Origin of the sequence: Mycobacterium sp. NPDC050551 (genome assembly GCF_040674075.1) — a bacterium.
GTDB lineage: Bacteria > Actinomycetota > Actinomycetes > Mycobacteriales > Mycobacteriaceae > Mycobacterium.
Map to the genome: position 1 here is coordinate 989,324 of NZ_JBFARC010000002.1, position 15,439 is coordinate 1,004,762.

At 69.7% G+C, this 15,439-nt stretch carries 15 protein-coding genes; 9 read left to right on the top strand and 6 right to left on the bottom strand.

The features are described from left to right. Positions 1 to 23 precede the first annotated feature (23 nt). The 4 genes from fadD3 to AB0K11_RS11540 are packed head-to-tail and all read left to right on the top strand — an operon-like array spanning position 24 to position 4,641. Positions 24 to 1,589: a 3-((3aS,4S,7aS)-7a-methyl-1,5-dioxo-octahydro-1H-inden-4-yl)propanoate--CoA ligase FadD3 gene (fadD3, locus tag AB0K11_RS11525; protein WP_364976064.1), complete on the top strand. Its 1,566-nt coding sequence runs from the start codon at positions 24 to 26 to the stop codon at positions 1,587 to 1,589. Further along, entirely contained in the window at positions 1,590 to 2,735 is a 1,146-nt protein-coding gene (locus AB0K11_RS11530) for an acyl-CoA dehydrogenase family protein (RefSeq protein WP_364976066.1), read from the top strand. Continuing rightward, positions 2,732 to 3,703, top strand: coding sequence for an acyl-CoA dehydrogenase family protein (locus tag AB0K11_RS11535; protein WP_364976070.1), 972 nt, complete (start codon positions 2,732 to 2,734; stop codon positions 3,701 to 3,703). Before AB0K11_RS11530 ends, AB0K11_RS11535 begins: the two co-directional genes overlap by 4 nt. Then, positions 3,700 to 4,641 (top strand): acyl-CoA dehydrogenase family protein, encoded by a 942-nt coding sequence (locus tag AB0K11_RS11540; protein WP_364976072.1) that lies wholly within the window; start codon positions 3,700 to 3,702, stop codon positions 4,639 to 4,641. The genes AB0K11_RS11535 and AB0K11_RS11540 overlap by 4 nt, the downstream gene beginning before the upstream one ends. Before the next feature lie 51 nt (positions 4,642 to 4,692). On the opposite strand, the gene AB0K11_RS11545 is transcribed toward AB0K11_RS11540, so the two are convergent. Beyond that, a complete protein-coding gene (locus tag AB0K11_RS11545) occupies positions 4,693 to 5,628 on the bottom strand; it encodes an NADP-dependent oxidoreductase (protein WP_364976074.1) in 936 nt (311 codons plus the stop codon). Positions 5,629 to 5,750: 122 nt separating this feature from the next. Between AB0K11_RS11545 and AB0K11_RS11550 the strand changes: the two genes are divergently transcribed. Together AB0K11_RS11550 and AB0K11_RS11555 are read left to right on the top strand one after the other, a co-directional pair. Continuing rightward, positions 5,751 to 6,245 carry a MarR family transcriptional regulator gene (locus AB0K11_RS11550; RefSeq protein WP_364976076.1) on the top strand — a complete coding sequence of 165 codons (495 nt, stop codon included), beginning with the start codon at positions 5,751 to 5,753 and terminating at the stop codon, positions 6,243 to 6,245. A 9-nt stretch (positions 6,246 to 6,254) separates the two neighbouring features. Continuing rightward, positions 6,255 to 7,421, top strand: coding sequence for a pyridoxal phosphate-dependent aminotransferase (locus AB0K11_RS11555; protein ID WP_364976078.1), 1,167 nt, complete (start codon positions 6,255 to 6,257; stop codon positions 7,419 to 7,421). Here the strand turns inward: AB0K11_RS11555 and AB0K11_RS11560 are convergent. The 3 genes from AB0K11_RS11560 to AB0K11_RS11570 are packed head-to-tail and all read right to left on the bottom strand — an operon-like array spanning position 7,418 to position 11,495. After that, positions 7,418 to 9,370: an acetoacetate--CoA ligase gene (locus AB0K11_RS11560; protein WP_364976082.1), complete on the bottom strand. Its 1,953-nt coding sequence runs from the start codon at positions 9,368 to 9,370 to the stop codon at positions 7,418 to 7,420. The genes AB0K11_RS11555 and AB0K11_RS11560 overlap by 4 nt on opposite strands. Continuing rightward, a complete protein-coding gene (locus AB0K11_RS11565) occupies positions 9,367 to 10,113 on the bottom strand; it encodes a 3-hydroxybutyrate dehydrogenase (RefSeq protein ID WP_364976085.1) in 747 nt (248 codons plus the stop codon). The genes AB0K11_RS11560 and AB0K11_RS11565 overlap by 4 nt, the downstream gene beginning before the upstream one ends. Then, positions 10,110 to 11,495, bottom strand: a complete 1,386-nt coding sequence (locus tag AB0K11_RS11570) for an MFS transporter (RefSeq protein ID WP_364976088.1) — start codon at positions 11,493 to 11,495, stop codon at positions 10,110 to 10,112. Before AB0K11_RS11570 ends, AB0K11_RS11565 begins: the two co-directional genes overlap by 4 nt. A 95-nt stretch (positions 11,496 to 11,590) precedes the next feature. Between AB0K11_RS11570 and AB0K11_RS11575 the strand changes: the two genes are divergently transcribed. The 3 genes from AB0K11_RS11575 to AB0K11_RS11585 are packed head-to-tail and all read left to right on the top strand — an operon-like array spanning position 11,591 to position 14,164. Continuing rightward, entirely contained in the window at positions 11,591 to 12,541 is a 951-nt protein-coding gene (locus AB0K11_RS11575; protein WP_364976091.1) for a LysR family transcriptional regulator, read from the top strand. A gap of 42 nt (positions 12,542 to 12,583) precedes the next feature. Then, entirely contained in the window at positions 12,584 to 13,363 is a 780-nt protein-coding gene (locus AB0K11_RS11580) for an alpha/beta fold hydrolase (protein ID WP_364976093.1), read from the top strand. Positions 13,364 to 13,405: 42 nt separating this feature from the next. Then, positions 13,406 to 14,164, top strand: coding sequence for an alpha/beta fold hydrolase (locus AB0K11_RS11585; protein WP_364976761.1), 759 nt, complete (start codon positions 13,406 to 13,408; stop codon positions 14,162 to 14,164). Between the two features lie 7 nt (positions 14,165 to 14,171). On the opposite strand, the gene AB0K11_RS11590 is transcribed toward AB0K11_RS11585, so the two are convergent. Both AB0K11_RS11590 and hsaB read right to left on the bottom strand, forming a co-directional pair. Then, positions 14,172 to 14,465 carry a hypothetical protein gene (locus tag AB0K11_RS11590; RefSeq protein WP_364976096.1) on the bottom strand — a complete coding sequence of 98 codons (294 nt, stop codon included), beginning with the start codon at positions 14,463 to 14,465 and terminating at the stop codon, positions 14,172 to 14,174. A 382-nt stretch (positions 14,466 to 14,847) separates the two neighbouring features. After that, positions 14,848 to 15,414 (bottom strand): 3-hydroxy-9,10-secoandrosta-1,3,5(10)-triene-9,17-dione monooxygenase reductase subunit, encoded by a 567-nt coding sequence (hsaB, locus tag AB0K11_RS11595; protein ID WP_364976099.1) that lies wholly within the window; start codon positions 15,412 to 15,414, stop codon positions 14,848 to 14,850. Positions 15,415 to 15,439 lie beyond the last annotated feature (25 nt).

The window sequence follows — 15,439 nt, forward strand, 5'->3', positions numbered from 1 at the left end:
CTTGCTTTGTTAGAGGAGCATCGATGACGACGCCCGGCGGGCAAGACCGGTCCGACGGCAGGACCATTCCCCAGGTTCTCGACCGGATCGCCGACCAGTTCGCCGACCACGACGCGCTGGTCACCGACGACCGGCGGATCACCTACGCCCAATTGAGGGACGAGGTCCGCCGCGCGGCCGCGGCCATGATCGACCTCGGCGTCGCATCCGGCGACCGCGTCGCGATCTGGTCCCCCAACACCTGGCACTGGGTGGTGGCCTGCCTCGCCACCCACTACGCCGGCGGCGTCGTCGTCCCGCTCAACACCCGCTACACCGCCAGTGAGGCCGCCGACGTCCTCGGCCGCACCGGCGCACCGCTGCTGTTCGCCTCGGGAGAGTTCCTCGGCGTCGACAAGGCGGCATCGCTGGACGGTGCGGATCTGCCCGCACTGCGGCACATCGTGCGGGTGCCCGTCGACAAGGCCGACGGCACCTGGGACGACTTCGTCGCCCGCGGTACCGACCTCGCGGCGGTCGACGCCCGCGCCGCCGCCGTCCGGCCCGACGACGTGTCCGACATCCTGTTCACCTCGGGAACCACCGGCCGCAGCAAGGGCGCGCTGTGCGCCCACCGGCAGTCCCTCGACGCACCCGCCGCGTGGGCCGCCTGCGGAGAGCTGACCAGCGCCGACCGCTACCTGTGCATCAACCCGTTCTTCCACAACTTCGGCTACAAGGCGGGCATCCTCGCCTGCCTGCAGACCGGCGCGACGCTGATCCCGCAGCTGACGTTCGATCCCGAACGGGCGATGGCCGCCGTGGCGGAACACCGCATCACCGTGCTGCCCGGACCGCCGACGATCTACCAGTCGCTGCTCGACCACCCCCGCCGCGCCGAGCACGACCTGAGCTCGCTTCGCTTCGCGGTCACCGGCGCGGCCGTCGTGCCGGTGGTGCTGATCGAGCGCATGCAGGCCGAACTCGACATCGACATCGTGCTCACCGGCTACGGGCTCACCGAGGCCAGCGGCTTCGGCACCATGTGCCGGGCCGACGACGACGCGGTCACCGTCGCCAACACCTGCGGACGGCCGATCGCCGACTTCGAACTGCGCATCGACGGCGAGGGACCTGAAGGTGAGGTGCTGCTGCGTGGCCCGAACGTGATGCTCGGCTACCTGGACGACCCCGAGGCGACCGCGGCGGCGATCGACACCGACGGCTGGCTGCACACGGGCGATATCGGCACCGTCGATGCGGCGGGCAACCTGCGGATCACCGACCGGCTCAAGGACATGTACATCTGCGGCGGGTTCAACGTCTACCCCGCCGAGATCGAACAGGTGCTGGCGCGCCTCGACGGGGTGGCCGAGTCCGCAGTGATCGGCGTACCCGACGAGCGGCTCGGCGAGGTCGGCAAGGCGTTCGTCGTCGCCAAGCCCGGCGTCACGCTCGACGCGCAGACCGTGATCGCCCACGCCCGTGAACATCTCGCCAACTTCAAGACACCACGATCGGTGGAGTTCCTCGAAGCGCTGCCTCGCAATCCAGGAGGCAAGGTGGTCAAGCCTGCGCTCCGGGGGATGTCCGAGAAGGAAGAAGCCTGAATGGACCTGACATTCGACGACTCCGCCGAGGACTTCCGCGCGGAGGTGCGCGAGTTCCTCGCGGCGCATCGCGATGCGTTCCCGACGACGTCCTACGACAACGCCGAGGGTTTCGCGCAGCACCGGCAGTGGGACAAGGTGCTGTTCGACGCAGGCTTGTCGGTGATCACCTGGCCCGAGCGGTACGGCGGCCGGGACGCCTCGCTGCTGCAGTGGGTGGTCTACGAGGAGGAGTACTTCCGCGCCGGTGCGCCGGGCCGGGCCAGCGCCAACGGCACCTCGATGCTGGCCCCGACACTATTCGCGCACGGCACCGCCGAACAGCTCGATCGCATCCTGCCGAAGATGGCCAGCGGTGAGGAGATCTGGGCGCAGGCCTGGTCGGAGCCCGAGTCGGGCAGCGACCTGGCCTCACTGCGCTCGACGGCGACGCGCACCGACGGGGGCTGGCTGCTCAACGGGCAGAAGATCTGGAGTTCGCGGGCGCCGTTCGGCGACAGGGCGTTCGGGCTGTTCCGCTCCGACCCCGAGGCGCAACGCCACAAGGGCCTCACCTACGTGATGTTCGACCTGAAGGCCGACGGCGTCACCGTGCGGCCGATCGTCCAGCTCGGCGGCGACACCGGGTTCGGCGAGATCTTCCTCGACGACGTCTTCGTGCCCGACGCCGACGTGATCGGTGAGGTGAACGACGGTTGGCGGGCCGCGATGAGCACGTCGAGCAACGAACGGGGCATGTCGCTGCGCAGCCCGGCGCGGTTCCTGGCGCCGGCCGAACGACTGGTCTCGGAATGGACTGAGCGTGGGCGCCCCTCGGAGGTCGCCGACCGGGTGGCCGACGCCTGGATCAAGGCGCAGGCCTACCGGCTGCACACCTTCGGCACCGTGACCCGCGTCGCCGGTGGCGGTGAGCTGGGCGCGGAATCGTCGGTCACCAAGGTGTTCTGGTCCGACCTCGACGTCGAGCTGCACCAGACCGCGCTCGACCTGCGCGGCCCCGACGCCGAACTCGCCGAGTCGTGGACCGACGGACTGCTGTTCGCGCTCGGCGGGCCGATCTATGCGGGCACCAACGAGATCCAGCGCAACATCATCGCCGAGCGGCTGCTGGGTCTGCCCCGCGAGCCGAAAGGGCAGGCCAAATGAACTTCGAGATCGACGAGCAGCAGCGGGATTTCGCAGCCAGCATCGACGCGGCGCTCGGGGCGGCCGACGTACCGGGTGCGGTGCGCGCCTGGGCCGCCGGAGACGCCGGGCCCGGCCGCAAGGTGTGGGCGCAGCTGGCTGACCTGGGCGTCACCGCGCTGCTGGTCGCCGAGGAGTTCGACGGCATCGACGCCCACCCGGTCGATCTCGTGGTGGCCGCCGAGCGGCTGGGCCGCTGGTGTGTGCCGGGGCCGGTCACCGAGTCCATCGCGGTGGCCCCGGTGCTACTGGCCGGCGACGAGCGCAGCGCCGCACTGGCGTCCGGTGAGCTGATCGCGACCGTCGCGCTGCCGCCGCTAGTGCCGCGGGCCGTCGATGCCGACACCGCGGGACTGGTGCTGTTCGCCGACGACGACGGCGTGCGTGACGGGTCCGCAGGCGCACCGCACGAGTCGGTGGACCCGGCACGAAAGCTGTTCGACGTCAATGCCTCCGGAGAGTCCCGCCCCGCCGACGTCGCCCGCGCCTACGAGTTCGGTGCGCTGGCCACCGCGGCTCAGTTGGTCGGCGCCGGCCAGGCGATGCTCGACCAGTCGGTGGAGTACGCCAAGCAGCGTCACCAGTTCGGCCGTGCGATCGGTTCGTACCAGGCGATCAAGCACAAGCTGGCCGACGTGCTCATCGCCGTCGAACTGGCCCGCCCCCTCGTCTACGGCGCGGCCCTGTCGCTCGCCGACGGTTCACCGGACACCGCCCGCGACGTCAGCGCCGCCAAGGCCGCCGCATCCGACGCCGCGCTGCTGGCCGCGCGATCGGCGCTGCAGACCCACGGGGCGATCGGCTTCACCCACGAACACGACCTGTCGCTGTGGCTGCTGCGGGTGCAGGCACTGCGCTCGGCGTGGGGCGACCCGGCGTGGCACCGCAGGCGTGTGCTGGAGGCACTGACAGAGGGGGCCGGCGCATGAGTGAAGAGCGGGAACTGCTGCGCGACACCGTCGCCGCACTGGTGGACAAGCACGCCTCCCCCGCCGCGGTGCGCGAGGCGATGGCGTCCGACCGCGGTTACGACGAGGCGCTGTGGAAGCTGTTGTGCGAGCAGGTCGGTGCGGCCGCGCTGGTGGTGCCCGAGGAGCTCGGCGGCGCAGGCGGTGAACTGGAAGACGCGGCGGTGGTGATCGAGGAACTGGGCCGGGCCCTGGTGCCGACGCCGCTGCTGGGCACGACCCTGGCCGAACTGGCGCTGCTCGCCGCCGACGAACCCGACACCGACGCCCTCGAGGGGCTGGCCGAGGGCACCCGCATCGGCGCGGTGGTGTTCGACCCGGAGTACGTGGTGAACGGCGACGTCGCCGACGTGGTGATCGCCGTCGACGGTGAGCGGCTCGTGCGCTGGACGGATGTGTCCGCCGAGGCGCACGTGACGATGGACCCGACGCGCCGGCTGGCACGCGTGCAGGGCCGGGCCGATGCGGACCTCGGCGCCGACCCGGGACTGGCCGACATCGCCGCGCTGCTGCTGGCCGCCGAGCAGATCGGCGCAGCGGCTCGATGTCTGGATCTGACCGTCGCCTACACCAAGGACCGGGTGCAGTTCGGCAGGCCGATCGGCAGTTTCCAGGCGCTCAAGCACCGGATGGCCGACCTCTACGTGCTGGTGCAGTCGGCGCGGGCCATGGTGACCGAGGCGATCGCCGAGCCGTCGGCCACGTCGGCCGCACTGGCCCGGTTCACCGCGAGCGAGGCGTTCAGCGCGGTGGCCGGCGAGGCGATCCAGATGCACGGCGGCATCGCGATCACCTGGGAACACGACATCCAGCTCTACTTCAAGCGCGCCCACGGCAGCGCACAGCTGCTCGGCCCGCCGCGCGAACACCTGCGTCGCCTCGAGTCCCAGGTCCTGTAGCGATTTCGGCGCGGAAACGTTCGCTGAGCGATCGTTTCCGTGCCGAAATCACTATGCGCCGGGGATCAGGAGGGTCTTGCCGGGCAGCCGCCCGGCGTCGGACTCGTCGTGCACCGCGGCGGCCTCGGCCAGCGGGCGGCGATCGGCGACGTCGATGTGCAGCTCGCCGGCGTCGACACGGGCCACGAGGCCGGCGAGTTGGGCTGCGTCGCTGCGGACGAAGACCCGCTGCGTGCGCACCCGGGGATTGTCCTCCCCTGACGCCATCGTGCCGACGTGGAATCCACCGTCCGCGACCACGCTCACCAGCGCCGCCGTCTCCTCCGGTGAGGTGCTGACCAGGTTGAGCACGACGTCGAACGGCTGTCCGTCGACGGCGAGAGGTGTTGCGGCGTAATCGATGTGATCGATCAGCCGGTCGACGCCATAATGGCGCAGCCGGTTGGCGCTGCGCGCGGATGCGGTCGCGGTGACGATCGCCCCGGCGCGCTTGGCGAGCTGGACGGCGTAACCGCCGACCGCTCCGCCCGCACCGTTGATCAGGATCGTCTGCCCGGCCTCGAGTCCGGCGATCTCGAACAGTGCCTGCCAGGCCGTCAGGCCGACCGTGGGCAGTGCCGCGGCGTCGGCCAGGGGTACCGAGCGCGGCGCGGCGGTCAGTGCCTCGGCCGGCGCGACGACGTACTCCGCGGCGGCTCCGTCGGCATCGAGTGCCAGCATGCCCACCACGGCGTCGCCGACGTGCCAGCCGTCCACTCCGTCGCCGAGTTCGGCGATGGTGCCCGCGACGTCGATGCCCGGCGTGTGCGGGAACGTGATCGCGTACACCTGGGACAGGTAGCCGCCCCGGATGCCCGCGTCGACCGGGTTGAACGACGTCGCGGCGACCTCGACGAGAACCTCCCCGGCGCCCGGCGCCGGTCGTTGCAGGTCCTCATACCGCAAGACCCCGCTGTCGCCGTACCGGTGGTAGATCGCTGCCTTCATGATGCCCTCCTCTGTCGGGTGCTTCGATATCGAAGCAGTTGCACTCCGAGTAACTTGCTTCGAACACGAAACATTCCCGCATCGGAGAACTTGCTTCGAGCTCGAAACACTAGGCTGGTGCCATGGCCGAACCCCTCGGGCCCGCACAGATGCGGACCTACTTCGCCCTCACCGAGGCGGTGAGCCTGCTGCAGTACGCCGTGCGCCAGCAGCTGCAGGCCGAAGGCGACCTGAGCTACGTGCAGTTCGAGGTGCTGGCCACGCTGGTCGACGCCGAACGACCACTCACCATGACCGAACTGGCCGACGGTGTGGTCTACAGCCGCAGCGGCCTCACCCATCAGGCCGGCCTGCTGGAAAAGGCGGGGCTGATCACCCGCACCGCGAGCCCGCACGACCAGCGGGCGACGGTCGTCGCCATCACCCGGACGGGCCGGACCCGGGTGGCCAAGGTCCTGCCCGGTCACATCGAGGTGGTACGCGACCTGCTCTACGGCGCGCTCGACGATGCCGACGTGCAGACCCTCGGTGATCTGATGAGCCGGGTCCGCGACCACATGCGCGACCGGCCGCCCCGCTCGGCCGCCTCGCGCAAGCACCGCAACCCGCTTCAGTAGCCTGGCGCCATGGGTGACCGGGTGGCACTGAGGGCAGGCATCCCGCCCTTCTACGTGATGGACGTCTGGCTGGCCGCCGCGCAACGGCAGCGTTCGCACGGCGACCTGGTGAACCTGTCGGCGGGTCAGCCCAGTGCCGGCGCTCCGACGGCGGTGCGCGAGGCGGCCGTGGCCGCACTGCAGGGCAACCAGCTCGGCTACACCGTCGCACTGGGCATCCCGGAACTGCGGGCCGCGATCGCACAGCGCTACGACGACCGGTACGGCCTTGCGGTTCAGCCCGACGACGTGGTGATCACCACCGGCTCGTCTGGCGGCTTCCTGCTGACCTTCCTGGCGTGCTTCGACGTCGGGGACCGGGTCGCGATCGCCAGCCCCGGCTACCCCTGTTACCGCAACATCCTCTCGGCGCTGGGCTGCGAGGTGGTCGAGATCCCGTGCGGGCCGGACACCCGGTTCCAGCCCACCGCCCGCCAGCTCGCCGATCTCGATCCGCCGGTGCAGGGCGTCATCGTGGCCAGCCCGGCCAACCCCACCGGAACCGTGATCCCCCCCGACGAACTCGCGGCCATCGCCTCGTGGTGCGCCACCTCAGGCGTGCGGTTGATCAGCGACGAGGTGTACCACGGGCTGGTGTACGAAGGCGCCCCCGCCACCAGCTGCGCCTGGCAGACATCGCGAGATGCCGTGGTGGTGAACAGCTTCTCGAAGTACTTCGCGATGACGGGATGGCGGCTGGGCTGGCTGCTGGTGCCCGAGGAACTCCGGCGCGCCGTCGACCGGCTGACGGGCAACTTCACCATCTGCCCGCCGGCGCTGGCCCAGCACGCGGCCGTCGCCGCCTTCACCCCCGGATCGATCGCGGAGTCCGACGGCCTGCTACGGCACTACGCCGACAACCGGCGGCTACTGCTCGACGGCCTGCGGCAGGTCGGCGTCGACCGGGTCGCCCCCACCGACGGCGCGTTCTACGTCTACGCCGACGTGTCCGACTACACCACCGACTCGATGTCGTTCTGCTCGAAGCTGTTGGCGGACACCGGTGTCGCGATCGCACCGGGAATCGACTTCGACACCGTGCACGGCGGCTCGTTCGTCCGGCTCTCCTTTGCCGGGCCCACCGCAGACATCACCGAGGCGCTGCGCCGGATCGGGCCGTGGCTGGCCGGACGCTAGGGCTTCTGCTGCGCGTACCACTGCAGCAGCGCCGGGTCGTCGACCGCACTCGGGTTGACCACCTTGGCCGGATCGGCGCCCTGCAACAGCTTCTTGACCGGCACCTCCAGCTTCTTGCCGGTGCGGGTGTGCGGAATGCCGGGCGCGAGCACGATCTGGTCCGGCACGTGGCGCGGTGACACGTCGGCGCGGATGGTGTCCTTGATCGTGGCGCGCAGGTCGTCGGTGAGTTCACCGCCGTCGGCGAGGGTGACGAACAGCGGCATCCAGTAGCCGCCGTCGGATTGTTCGACGCCGATCACCAGCGCCTCGGCGATCTCGGGCAGCCCCTCGACGGCCTGGTAGATGTCGGCGCTGCCCATCCGGATCCCGTGCCGGTTGAGGGTCGAGTCCGAGCGGCCGTGCACCACGATGCTGCCCCGCTCGGTGCGGGTGATCCAGTCGCCGTGCCGCCACACCCCCGGGTACATCTCGAAATAGGCGTCGCGGTAACGGCTTCCGTCGTCGTCGTTCCAGAACGACACCGGCATCGACGGCATCGGCTTGGTGATGACGAGCTCGCCGACCTCGCCGCGGACGGGCTCACCGGACTCGTCCCAGGCGTCGAGCGCGACCCCGAGGAACGGCGCCGACAGCTCGCCCGGCCACACCGGCACCGTGCGCACCCCGCCGGCGAAGGCCGACACCACGTCGGTGCCGCCACTGATCGACGACACCTGTACATGCTCACCGACGTTGTCGTGCAACCACATCGACGATGACGCCGGCAGCGACGATCCGGTGATGCCGACCGTCTTGAGTGCCGAGAGGTCGTGGTCGCGGCGAGGCACCGCCCCGGCCTTGGCGCATGCCAGCACGTAACCGGGACTGGTGCCGAGAACGGTCACGCCGAACCGGGCCGCAACCGCCCACAGCGCGTCGGGCGTCGGACACGTGGGGCTGCCGTCGTAGCAGATGATGGTCGCCCCCACGAGCAGGCCGGCCACCTGGTAGTTCCACATCATCCAGCTCGGGCTGGTGTACCAGAAGAACACATCGTCAGCACCGATGTCGGACTGCAGCGCAACGGCTTTGAGATGCTCCACCAGCACGCCGCCGTGCCCGTGCACGATGCCCTTCGGCAGGCCGGTGGTGCCCGAGGAGTACAGCACCCACAGCGGGTGGCCGAACTCGACCTGCTCGGTGCTCAGTTCCGCATCGCCGGGGGCGCTGACGGCGGCCCAGTCCAGCCAGTCGTCCGGGGCGTCGAGACCGAGGCGCGGTACCAGCACGGCGGCCTTGCATGTCGGCAGCCCGGCGCGCAGCGCGGTGATCTCGTCGCGCTTGTCGTGGACCTTGCCGTTGAACCGGTAGCCGTCGGCGGCGACGAGCACCGTCGGCTCGAGCTGGCCGAGGCGGTCGAGCGCGGCCCGTGCGGTGTAGTCCTGGCCGCAGGCGCTCCAGACGGCGCCGATCGCCGCCGTCGCCAGGAATGCCACCACGGCCTCGGGGACGTTGGGCAGGTATCCGGCGACGCGGTCACCGGGACCGACGCCGAGGTCGCGCAGCGTCTGCGCGAACGCCGCTGCGCGACCCAGCAGTTCGTCCCACGACATGTCGGTGCCGTGGCCGTCCTCGTCGACGTGGATGATGGCGGTGCGCTCACCGCGGGCCTGCCGCCTGACCTGGTCGACGTAGTTGCAGCGGGTGCCGGGAAACCATTGCGCACCGGGCATCTCGTCGTCGGCGAGGACCTCGGCCGGTGCGTCGCCGAGGTCGAAGTACTCCCACAGCGCCGACCAGAAGCCGCCCAGGTCGTCGACCGACCACTGCCACAGGGTCTGGTAGTCGGGCATGTCGTGCCCCGTGCGCGCAGCCACGAAACCGGCGAAGTCGGTGATGGTGGACTCGGCGACATCCCGGTCAGTGGGCACCCACTGCGGTTCGATCACATCGGGCACGTCGGTCATCGTGCGCTCCACCCGCCGTCCATCGTGTACGAGGCGCCGGTGACCATGCCGGCCTGCGGCCCGGTGAGCCAACCCACCAGCGAGGCCACCTCGCCGGGTTCGACGAGGCGTTTGATCGCGGCCTCCTTGAGGAGTATCTGTGTCACCACCTCATCCTCCGCGATGCCGTGCGCCTTGGACTGATCGGCTATCTGTTTCGTGACCAGGGGGGTACGCACGTAGCCCGGGTCGACGCAGTTGCTGGTCACCCCGCGCGGACCGCCCTCGAGCGCCGTCACCTTCGACAGACCCTCGAGTGCGTGCTTGGCGGTGACGTAGGCGGACTTGAACTCCGACGCCCGCAGGCCGTGCACCGACGAGATGTTGACGATCCGCCCGAAACCCCCGTCGTACATGTGCGGCAGCGCCGCCCGAACCAGCAGGAACGGCGCCTCCACCATGAGCGTGAGGATGAAGCGGAACTTCTCGGGCGGGAAGTCGGTGATCGGGCTGACGTGCTGCACGCCGGCGTTGTTCACCAGGATGTCGACGTCGAGCTTCAGGTCCTCGAGTGCGGTGACGTCGGAAAGGTCTACGGCCCAAGCCTTTCCGCCGATCTCGTCGGCGACCGCCTTCGCGGCGACGTCGTCGAGGTCGGCGACGGTGACCGCGGCGCCCCTGGCGGCCAGTTCGCGCGCGCAGGCCGCGCCGATGCCGCTCGCGCCGCCGGTGACGAGGGCGGTGCGCCCATCGAGATCCGTCATCGGCGGGCAGCCTCGGCTTCGCGGGCGAGGTCCGCGCGGTCCGCCTCGTCGAGCGACTCGAGGTCGATGCCCCGGGTCTCCCTGGTGAAGAGCACCGCGACGAGGGTGATGGCGCACGCCGCGGCCAGGTAGATCGCGACGGGCACCGCGGAACCGTAGATGTCGAGCAGCTTGACCGCGATGAGCGGCGCGAGCGAGCCCGCGACGATCGACGTGACCTGATAGCCCAGGGACACACCGGAATAGCGCATCCGTGTCGGGAACATCTCGGCCATGATCGCCGGCTGCGGGGCGTACATCAACGCGTGGAACACCAGACCGATGGTGACCGCCGCCGTGACGATGACGTAGTTCCCGCTGTTCATCATCGGGAAGGCGAAGAACCCCCAGGTGGCGCCGGTGACCGCGCCGACCATGTACACCGGCCGGCGGCCGTAGCGGTCGGACAGCCAGCCGACCAGCGGCACCACCGCGAAGTGCACCGCGTGGGCCACCAGCAGGTACCAGAGGATCGACGTGGTGTCCGCGCCCACCTGCGTCTTGAGGTAGGTGATGGAGAAGGTGACCACCAGGTAGTACATGATGTTCTCGCCGAAGCGCAGGCCCATCGCGGTGAAAACACCACGCGGGTAACGCTTCAGGACCTCGAGCACACCGAAGGAGGTGGCCTTGACCCGCTCGACCTCCTGCTGGGCGGCAAGGAAGATCGGGGCGTCGGTGACCTTGGTCCGGATGTAGTAACCGACCAGCACCACGACCGCGGACAGCCAGAACGCCACGCGCCAGCCCCAGGACAGGAAGGCGGAGTCCGGCAGCGTCGTGGTGAGCACCAGCAGCACCACGGTGGCCAGCAGGTTGCCGACAGGCACGCCGGCCTGTGGCCAACTGGCCCAAAACCCGCGCTGGCGGTCGGGGCTGTGCTCGGCGACGAGAAGGACAGCGCCGCCCCACTCACCGCCGACGGCGAAGCCCTGGATGAACCGGAGCGCCACCAGCAGCCCCGGCGCCCAGTAGCCGATCTGCCCGAAGGTGGGCAGGCAGCCCATCAGGAATGTCGCCGCGCCCACCAGGACCAGGCTGAACTGCAACAGCTTCTTGCGCCCGTACTTGTCGCCGAAGTGCCCGAACACCACGCCGCCGACCGGTCGCGCGACGAAGCCGACGGCGTACGTCGCGAACGCCAGGAAGATCGCGTTCAGTTCACTGGTGGTCTCGGAGAAGAAGATCTTGTTGAAGACCAGCGTGGCGGCGGTGCCGTAGAGGAAGAACTCGTACCACTCGACGACGGTGCCGGCCATCGACGCCACGACGACCCGTTTCAACCCCTGGGTGATCGAGCTCGGAGGACTGGTGTCCGGCTGTACCGGTTCCTGCACGCTCATCGCACGCTCCGTTCATGACGCAGGACATATGGGGGGTCGCACTGTGACCGGCCACACTCTGCAGGTGAGTATTCATGCACCTAGACATCGCCGCAATGGTCAAATCTGCAGCTTCGATCTGCAAAACTGCAGACGTGAGCGTGCCCGGCCGCCGTCCCAGCGCAGACGACCTGTTGGTGCTGCTGGCCGTCGGACGGTCCGGCCGGTACACCACCGCGGCGGAGGAACTGGGACTCAACCACACCACCATCTCGCGGCGGATCGCCGCGCTCGAACAGTCGATGGGCGGGCGTGTGCTGACCCGGGTGGCCGGCGGCTGGGAACTCACCGACCTGGGCAGAGCCGCGCTGTCCGCGGCCGAAGCGGTCGAGACGGCGGTGCGCTCGCTGGAGGCCGATCCCGGCGGTGAGCGGGCGCTCGAGGGGGTGGTGCGCCTGTCGGCGACCGACGGGTTCAGCGCCTACATCGCCGCACCCGCCGCGGCCCAGGTGCAGCGGCGTCACCCGCGGGTGGCGGTGGAGATCGTCGCGGCGACCCGGCGGGTCACCCAACAGCGGTCCGGGCTGGACATCGAGGTCGTCGTCGGCGAGCCGCAGGTGCACCGGGCCGAGGCGATCCGGCTCGGCGACTACTGCCTCGGGCTGTACGGCGCCCGCTCATACCTGGCCGAGCACGGGACACCCGGCGGCATCGACGCGTTGACCGACTACCCGCTGGTGTACTTCATCGACTCGATGTTGCAGGTCGACGACCTGGACGTGGCCACGAGTTTCGCTCCGGCGATGCGGGAGTCGGTGACGTCGACCAACGTGTTCGTCCACGTGGAGGCCACCCGGGCGGCAGCCGGGCTCGGGCTGCTGCCGTGTTTCATGGCCGATCGCCACGACGACCTGGTGCGGGTGCTGCCCGACGCCGTCGCCGTCCGGCTGAGCTACTGGCTGGTGACCCGGGCGGAGACGATGCGCCGGCCCGAGGTCTCGGCCGTGGTGACCGCGATCCGCGCCCGCGTCACCGAGCAGCGCGACGTGCTGCTGGGAGGTTCATAGGATCGTCACCGCCGTGACCGGCGGCGTGGGTAGTCCACCCCCATGCATTCTCGTCGGTACGGCTCGGGTCCCCCACTGTTGCTGGTCCACGGCATCTCGCAGCTGCACAACTGGGATCCCGTCATCCCGGCGCTGGCCGCCGGGCACGAGGTCGTCGCCGTGGATCTGCCCGGCTTCGGCGACAGCGCGCCGTTACCCGGTGAGGTCACCGTCGCCGCGCTGACCGACGCCGTGCAGGAATTCGTCGTCGAACAGAACCTCGGCGACGTCACCGTTGTCGGGAGTTCGATGGGCGCCCGCATCGCACTGGAGATGGCGCGGCGCGGTCACGGTGGTCCGGTGGTGGCGCTCAACCCGGGCGGGTTCTGGACCGATGCCCAGGTGCGGATGTTCGGCGCGACGGTCGGCCCGTCGCTGAAGCTGGTGCGCGCCATCGACCCACTCATCCCAGCGTTGGCCGCCACCCCGTTGACCCGCACGGCGCTGCTGCTGCAGTTCTCCGCCAAGCCCTGGCGCCTGCCCGCCGACCTGGTGCGCACCGAATTGCGGGCGTTCAAGCGCTCCCCGAGCCTGGATGCGGCGATGCATGCTCTGGTACACGGGCCGAAACAGCAGGGGACACCCACCGGAACGCTGCGGGCTCCGGTGGTGATCGGCTGGGGTCGCAATGATCGGGTGACGCCACCGAGCCAGGCCGCCCGCGCCCAGGAGTGCTTCCCGGATGCCACGATGCACTGGTTCGACGACTGCGGGCACTTTCCGCACTGGGACCGACCGCAAGAAACGGTGCAACTGATCCTCGACACGGCGCAGCGGCATTGACGACACCTTGCGCCTGCAGTTGCGCGCGTGGTGCAGTCAGCCATGCCCTTCCTCGACCACGAGCGCGGCCGCGCGTACTACCGGCACTGGGCGACCGACGAGCCTCGGGCCGCGGTCGTGTTCCTGCACGGCTTCGGCGAGCACACCGGCGTCTACCACCGCTACGGCTTCGCGCTGAATGCCGCGGGCATCGACCTGTGGGCGGTCGATCAGTTCGGCCACGGCCTGAGCCCGGGCGACCGTGGTGACTTCGGCTCGATCGAGGACAGCTCCGCCCTCGCCGATTCGCTGACCGCGCTGGCCGCCGAGTCCGGTGTGCCGGTGATCGCGCAGGGCCACTCGTTCGGCGCGATCGTCACCCTGTTCCGCCTGCTCGGCGGCGACGCCCGGGCGGCCGCCGCGGTGATCTCCGGCGCGCCGCTCGTGCCCGTCGCCGAACTACTCGATGCCGACACGTCCGTGCACCTGGACCCGGACTGGCTGTCGGCCGACCCGTTCTATCTGGACACGCTGGAGAACGATCCGCTCGCGTTCGTCGACGCCGACACCACAGCGCTGGCCCGCGAACTCGACCGCGGCTGGGACAGATTCGGCGCGGACCTGCCGGGGCTCGAGGTGCCGACGCTGGCGGTGCACGGTACCGCCGATCCGATCGCCTCGATCGGCGCGGTCCGGGCGTATGCCGAGCAGATCGATCCGCTGCAGCTGCAGGAGTTCGCCGGCCGCCACGACATCCTCAACGAGAACGTGCACCGCGAGGTGGCGGCGGCGATCATCGAGTTCATCGACGCGCAGCTGTAGCCGGGCGTCAGAGCCGGTGCATCTCCCGGGACATCGCAGCGTGCTCCATGTAAGCCGCACGCCGAGAGGGGTGGTGGCGCCGACGCGGCGTGCGCGGCGTCGGCGTCGAGGTCAGCCAGGCGTGCAGCACCGACCACCGCCGCCTGCGACGGGGCGCATCCAACCCGGCCGCCGATGTTGCGAACAGCACCTGCTGTTCACTGATGAGCACCGTTGCGGCCGTTGCCTGTACGACGACGGCCATCTCGATGGTGTCGACGGCTTCGTCCGGCTCCTCGGATTGCGTTGCAAGAATAGTCATTTCGATGCCCCCTGAATACCTGTGTTCCCCTGCCCTACTGCCATAAGGCTGACAGCAGCACCGCACCGACACAAGCGTCGGGAACGCCACTGCGCGTTGCTATTTGCAGAGGCCAGTATGCAAACGATCCGGAACGGGCCGGGGTCGCTTCGCCCGCACACCGGCACATGCATGACGCCGCGGTTACGTCTCGGCGTCCGTGGGGCAACGGCGCAGGAGGATCGGCTACCCGATCGGGCATTCGTTTGCTGACACAACAGAGTCCGTCCGCCGCACGTCTTTGCCGAGGCGCACTGTCATCACTGTGCGAGCGTGCGCAATTGCTGGATTCCGCGCGGCGTGTCGCCGGCAGACACGCACACTCGCGGGAATCAGGTGCGGGCTAGAGCCAGGTGTCGGGGGTGGTGGCGGTGAGGAACGCCTCGAGGTCGTCGCGCCACTGCGCCGGCGAGTTCTTGTCGGGCTCGATGCCGGTGTACTCGCCGCGGTAGAACAGCAGCGGACGTGGCTTCTTCTTCGGCACCTCGGACAGCGAGTGCACCGCGCCGAACACCACGAAGTGATCGCCACCGTCGTGCACCGAGGCCACCGTGCAGTCGATGTGCGCGAGCGTGCCGTCGATCACCGGCGAGCCGAGTTTGGAGAGCCGCCAGTCGATCCCGGCGAACTTGTCCGGGGTCTTCGACCCGAACCGCGCCGAGACGTCCTTCTGCTTCTCGTGCAGCACGTTCACGCAGAACTTCCCGCTGGCCTCGATCGCCTGCCAGGACCGCGACACCTTCGTGGGGCAGAAGAGCACCAGCGGCGGGTCGAGCGACAGCGCCGCGAATGACTGGCACGCGAAGCCGATCGGCTCGTCCTCATGCACCGTCGTGATGATCGTGATGCCGGTGCAGAACTGACCGAGCACATGACGGAACGTGCGTGGATCGATGGGCTCGGCCGCCATCACAGACCTCGGATCTTCGCGCGAG

Coding starts and splice junctions, on each gene's coding strand:
- hsaB (WP_364976099.1), bottom strand. CDS start 15,414: ATGGCGGCCGAGCCCATCGATCCACGCACGTTCCGTCATGTGCTCGGT.
- AB0K11_RS11585 (WP_364976761.1), top strand. CDS start 13,406: ATGCCCTTCCTCGACCACGAGCGCGGCCGCGCGTACTACCGGCACTGG.
- AB0K11_RS11545 (WP_364976074.1), bottom strand. CDS start 5,628: ATGAAGGCAGCGATCTACCACCGGTACGGCGACAGCGGGGTCTTGCGG.
- AB0K11_RS11530 (WP_364976066.1), top strand. CDS start 1,590: ATGGACCTGACATTCGACGACTCCGCCGAGGACTTCCGCGCGGAGGTG.
- AB0K11_RS11590 (WP_364976096.1), bottom strand. CDS start 14,465: ATGACTATTCTTGCAACGCAATCCGAGGAGCCGGACGAAGCCGTCGAC.
- AB0K11_RS11535 (WP_364976070.1), top strand. CDS start 2,732: ATGAACTTCGAGATCGACGAGCAGCAGCGGGATTTCGCAGCCAGCATC.
- fadD3 (WP_364976064.1), top strand. CDS start 24: ATGACGACGCCCGGCGGGCAAGACCGGTCCGACGGCAGGACCATTCCC.
- AB0K11_RS11580 (WP_364976093.1), top strand. CDS start 12,584: ATGCATTCTCGTCGGTACGGCTCGGGTCCCCCACTGTTGCTGGTCCAC.
- AB0K11_RS11570 (WP_364976088.1), bottom strand. CDS start 11,495: ATGAGCGTGCAGGAACCGGTACAGCCGGACACCAGTCCTCCGAGCTCG.
- AB0K11_RS11575 (WP_364976091.1), top strand. CDS start 11,591: ATGGTCAAATCTGCAGCTTCGATCTGCAAAACTGCAGACGTGAGCGTG.
- AB0K11_RS11565 (WP_364976085.1), bottom strand. CDS start 10,113: ATGACGGATCTCGATGGGCGCACCGCCCTCGTCACCGGCGGCGCGAGC.
- AB0K11_RS11555 (WP_364976078.1), top strand. CDS start 6,255: ATGGGTGACCGGGTGGCACTGAGGGCAGGCATCCCGCCCTTCTACGTG.
- AB0K11_RS11550 (WP_364976076.1), top strand. CDS start 5,751: ATGGCCGAACCCCTCGGGCCCGCACAGATGCGGACCTACTTCGCCCTC.
- AB0K11_RS11540 (WP_364976072.1), top strand. CDS start 3,700: ATGAGTGAAGAGCGGGAACTGCTGCGCGACACCGTCGCCGCACTGGTG.
- AB0K11_RS11560 (WP_364976082.1), bottom strand. CDS start 9,370: ATGACCGACGTGCCCGATGTGATCGAACCGCAGTGGGTGCCCACTGAC.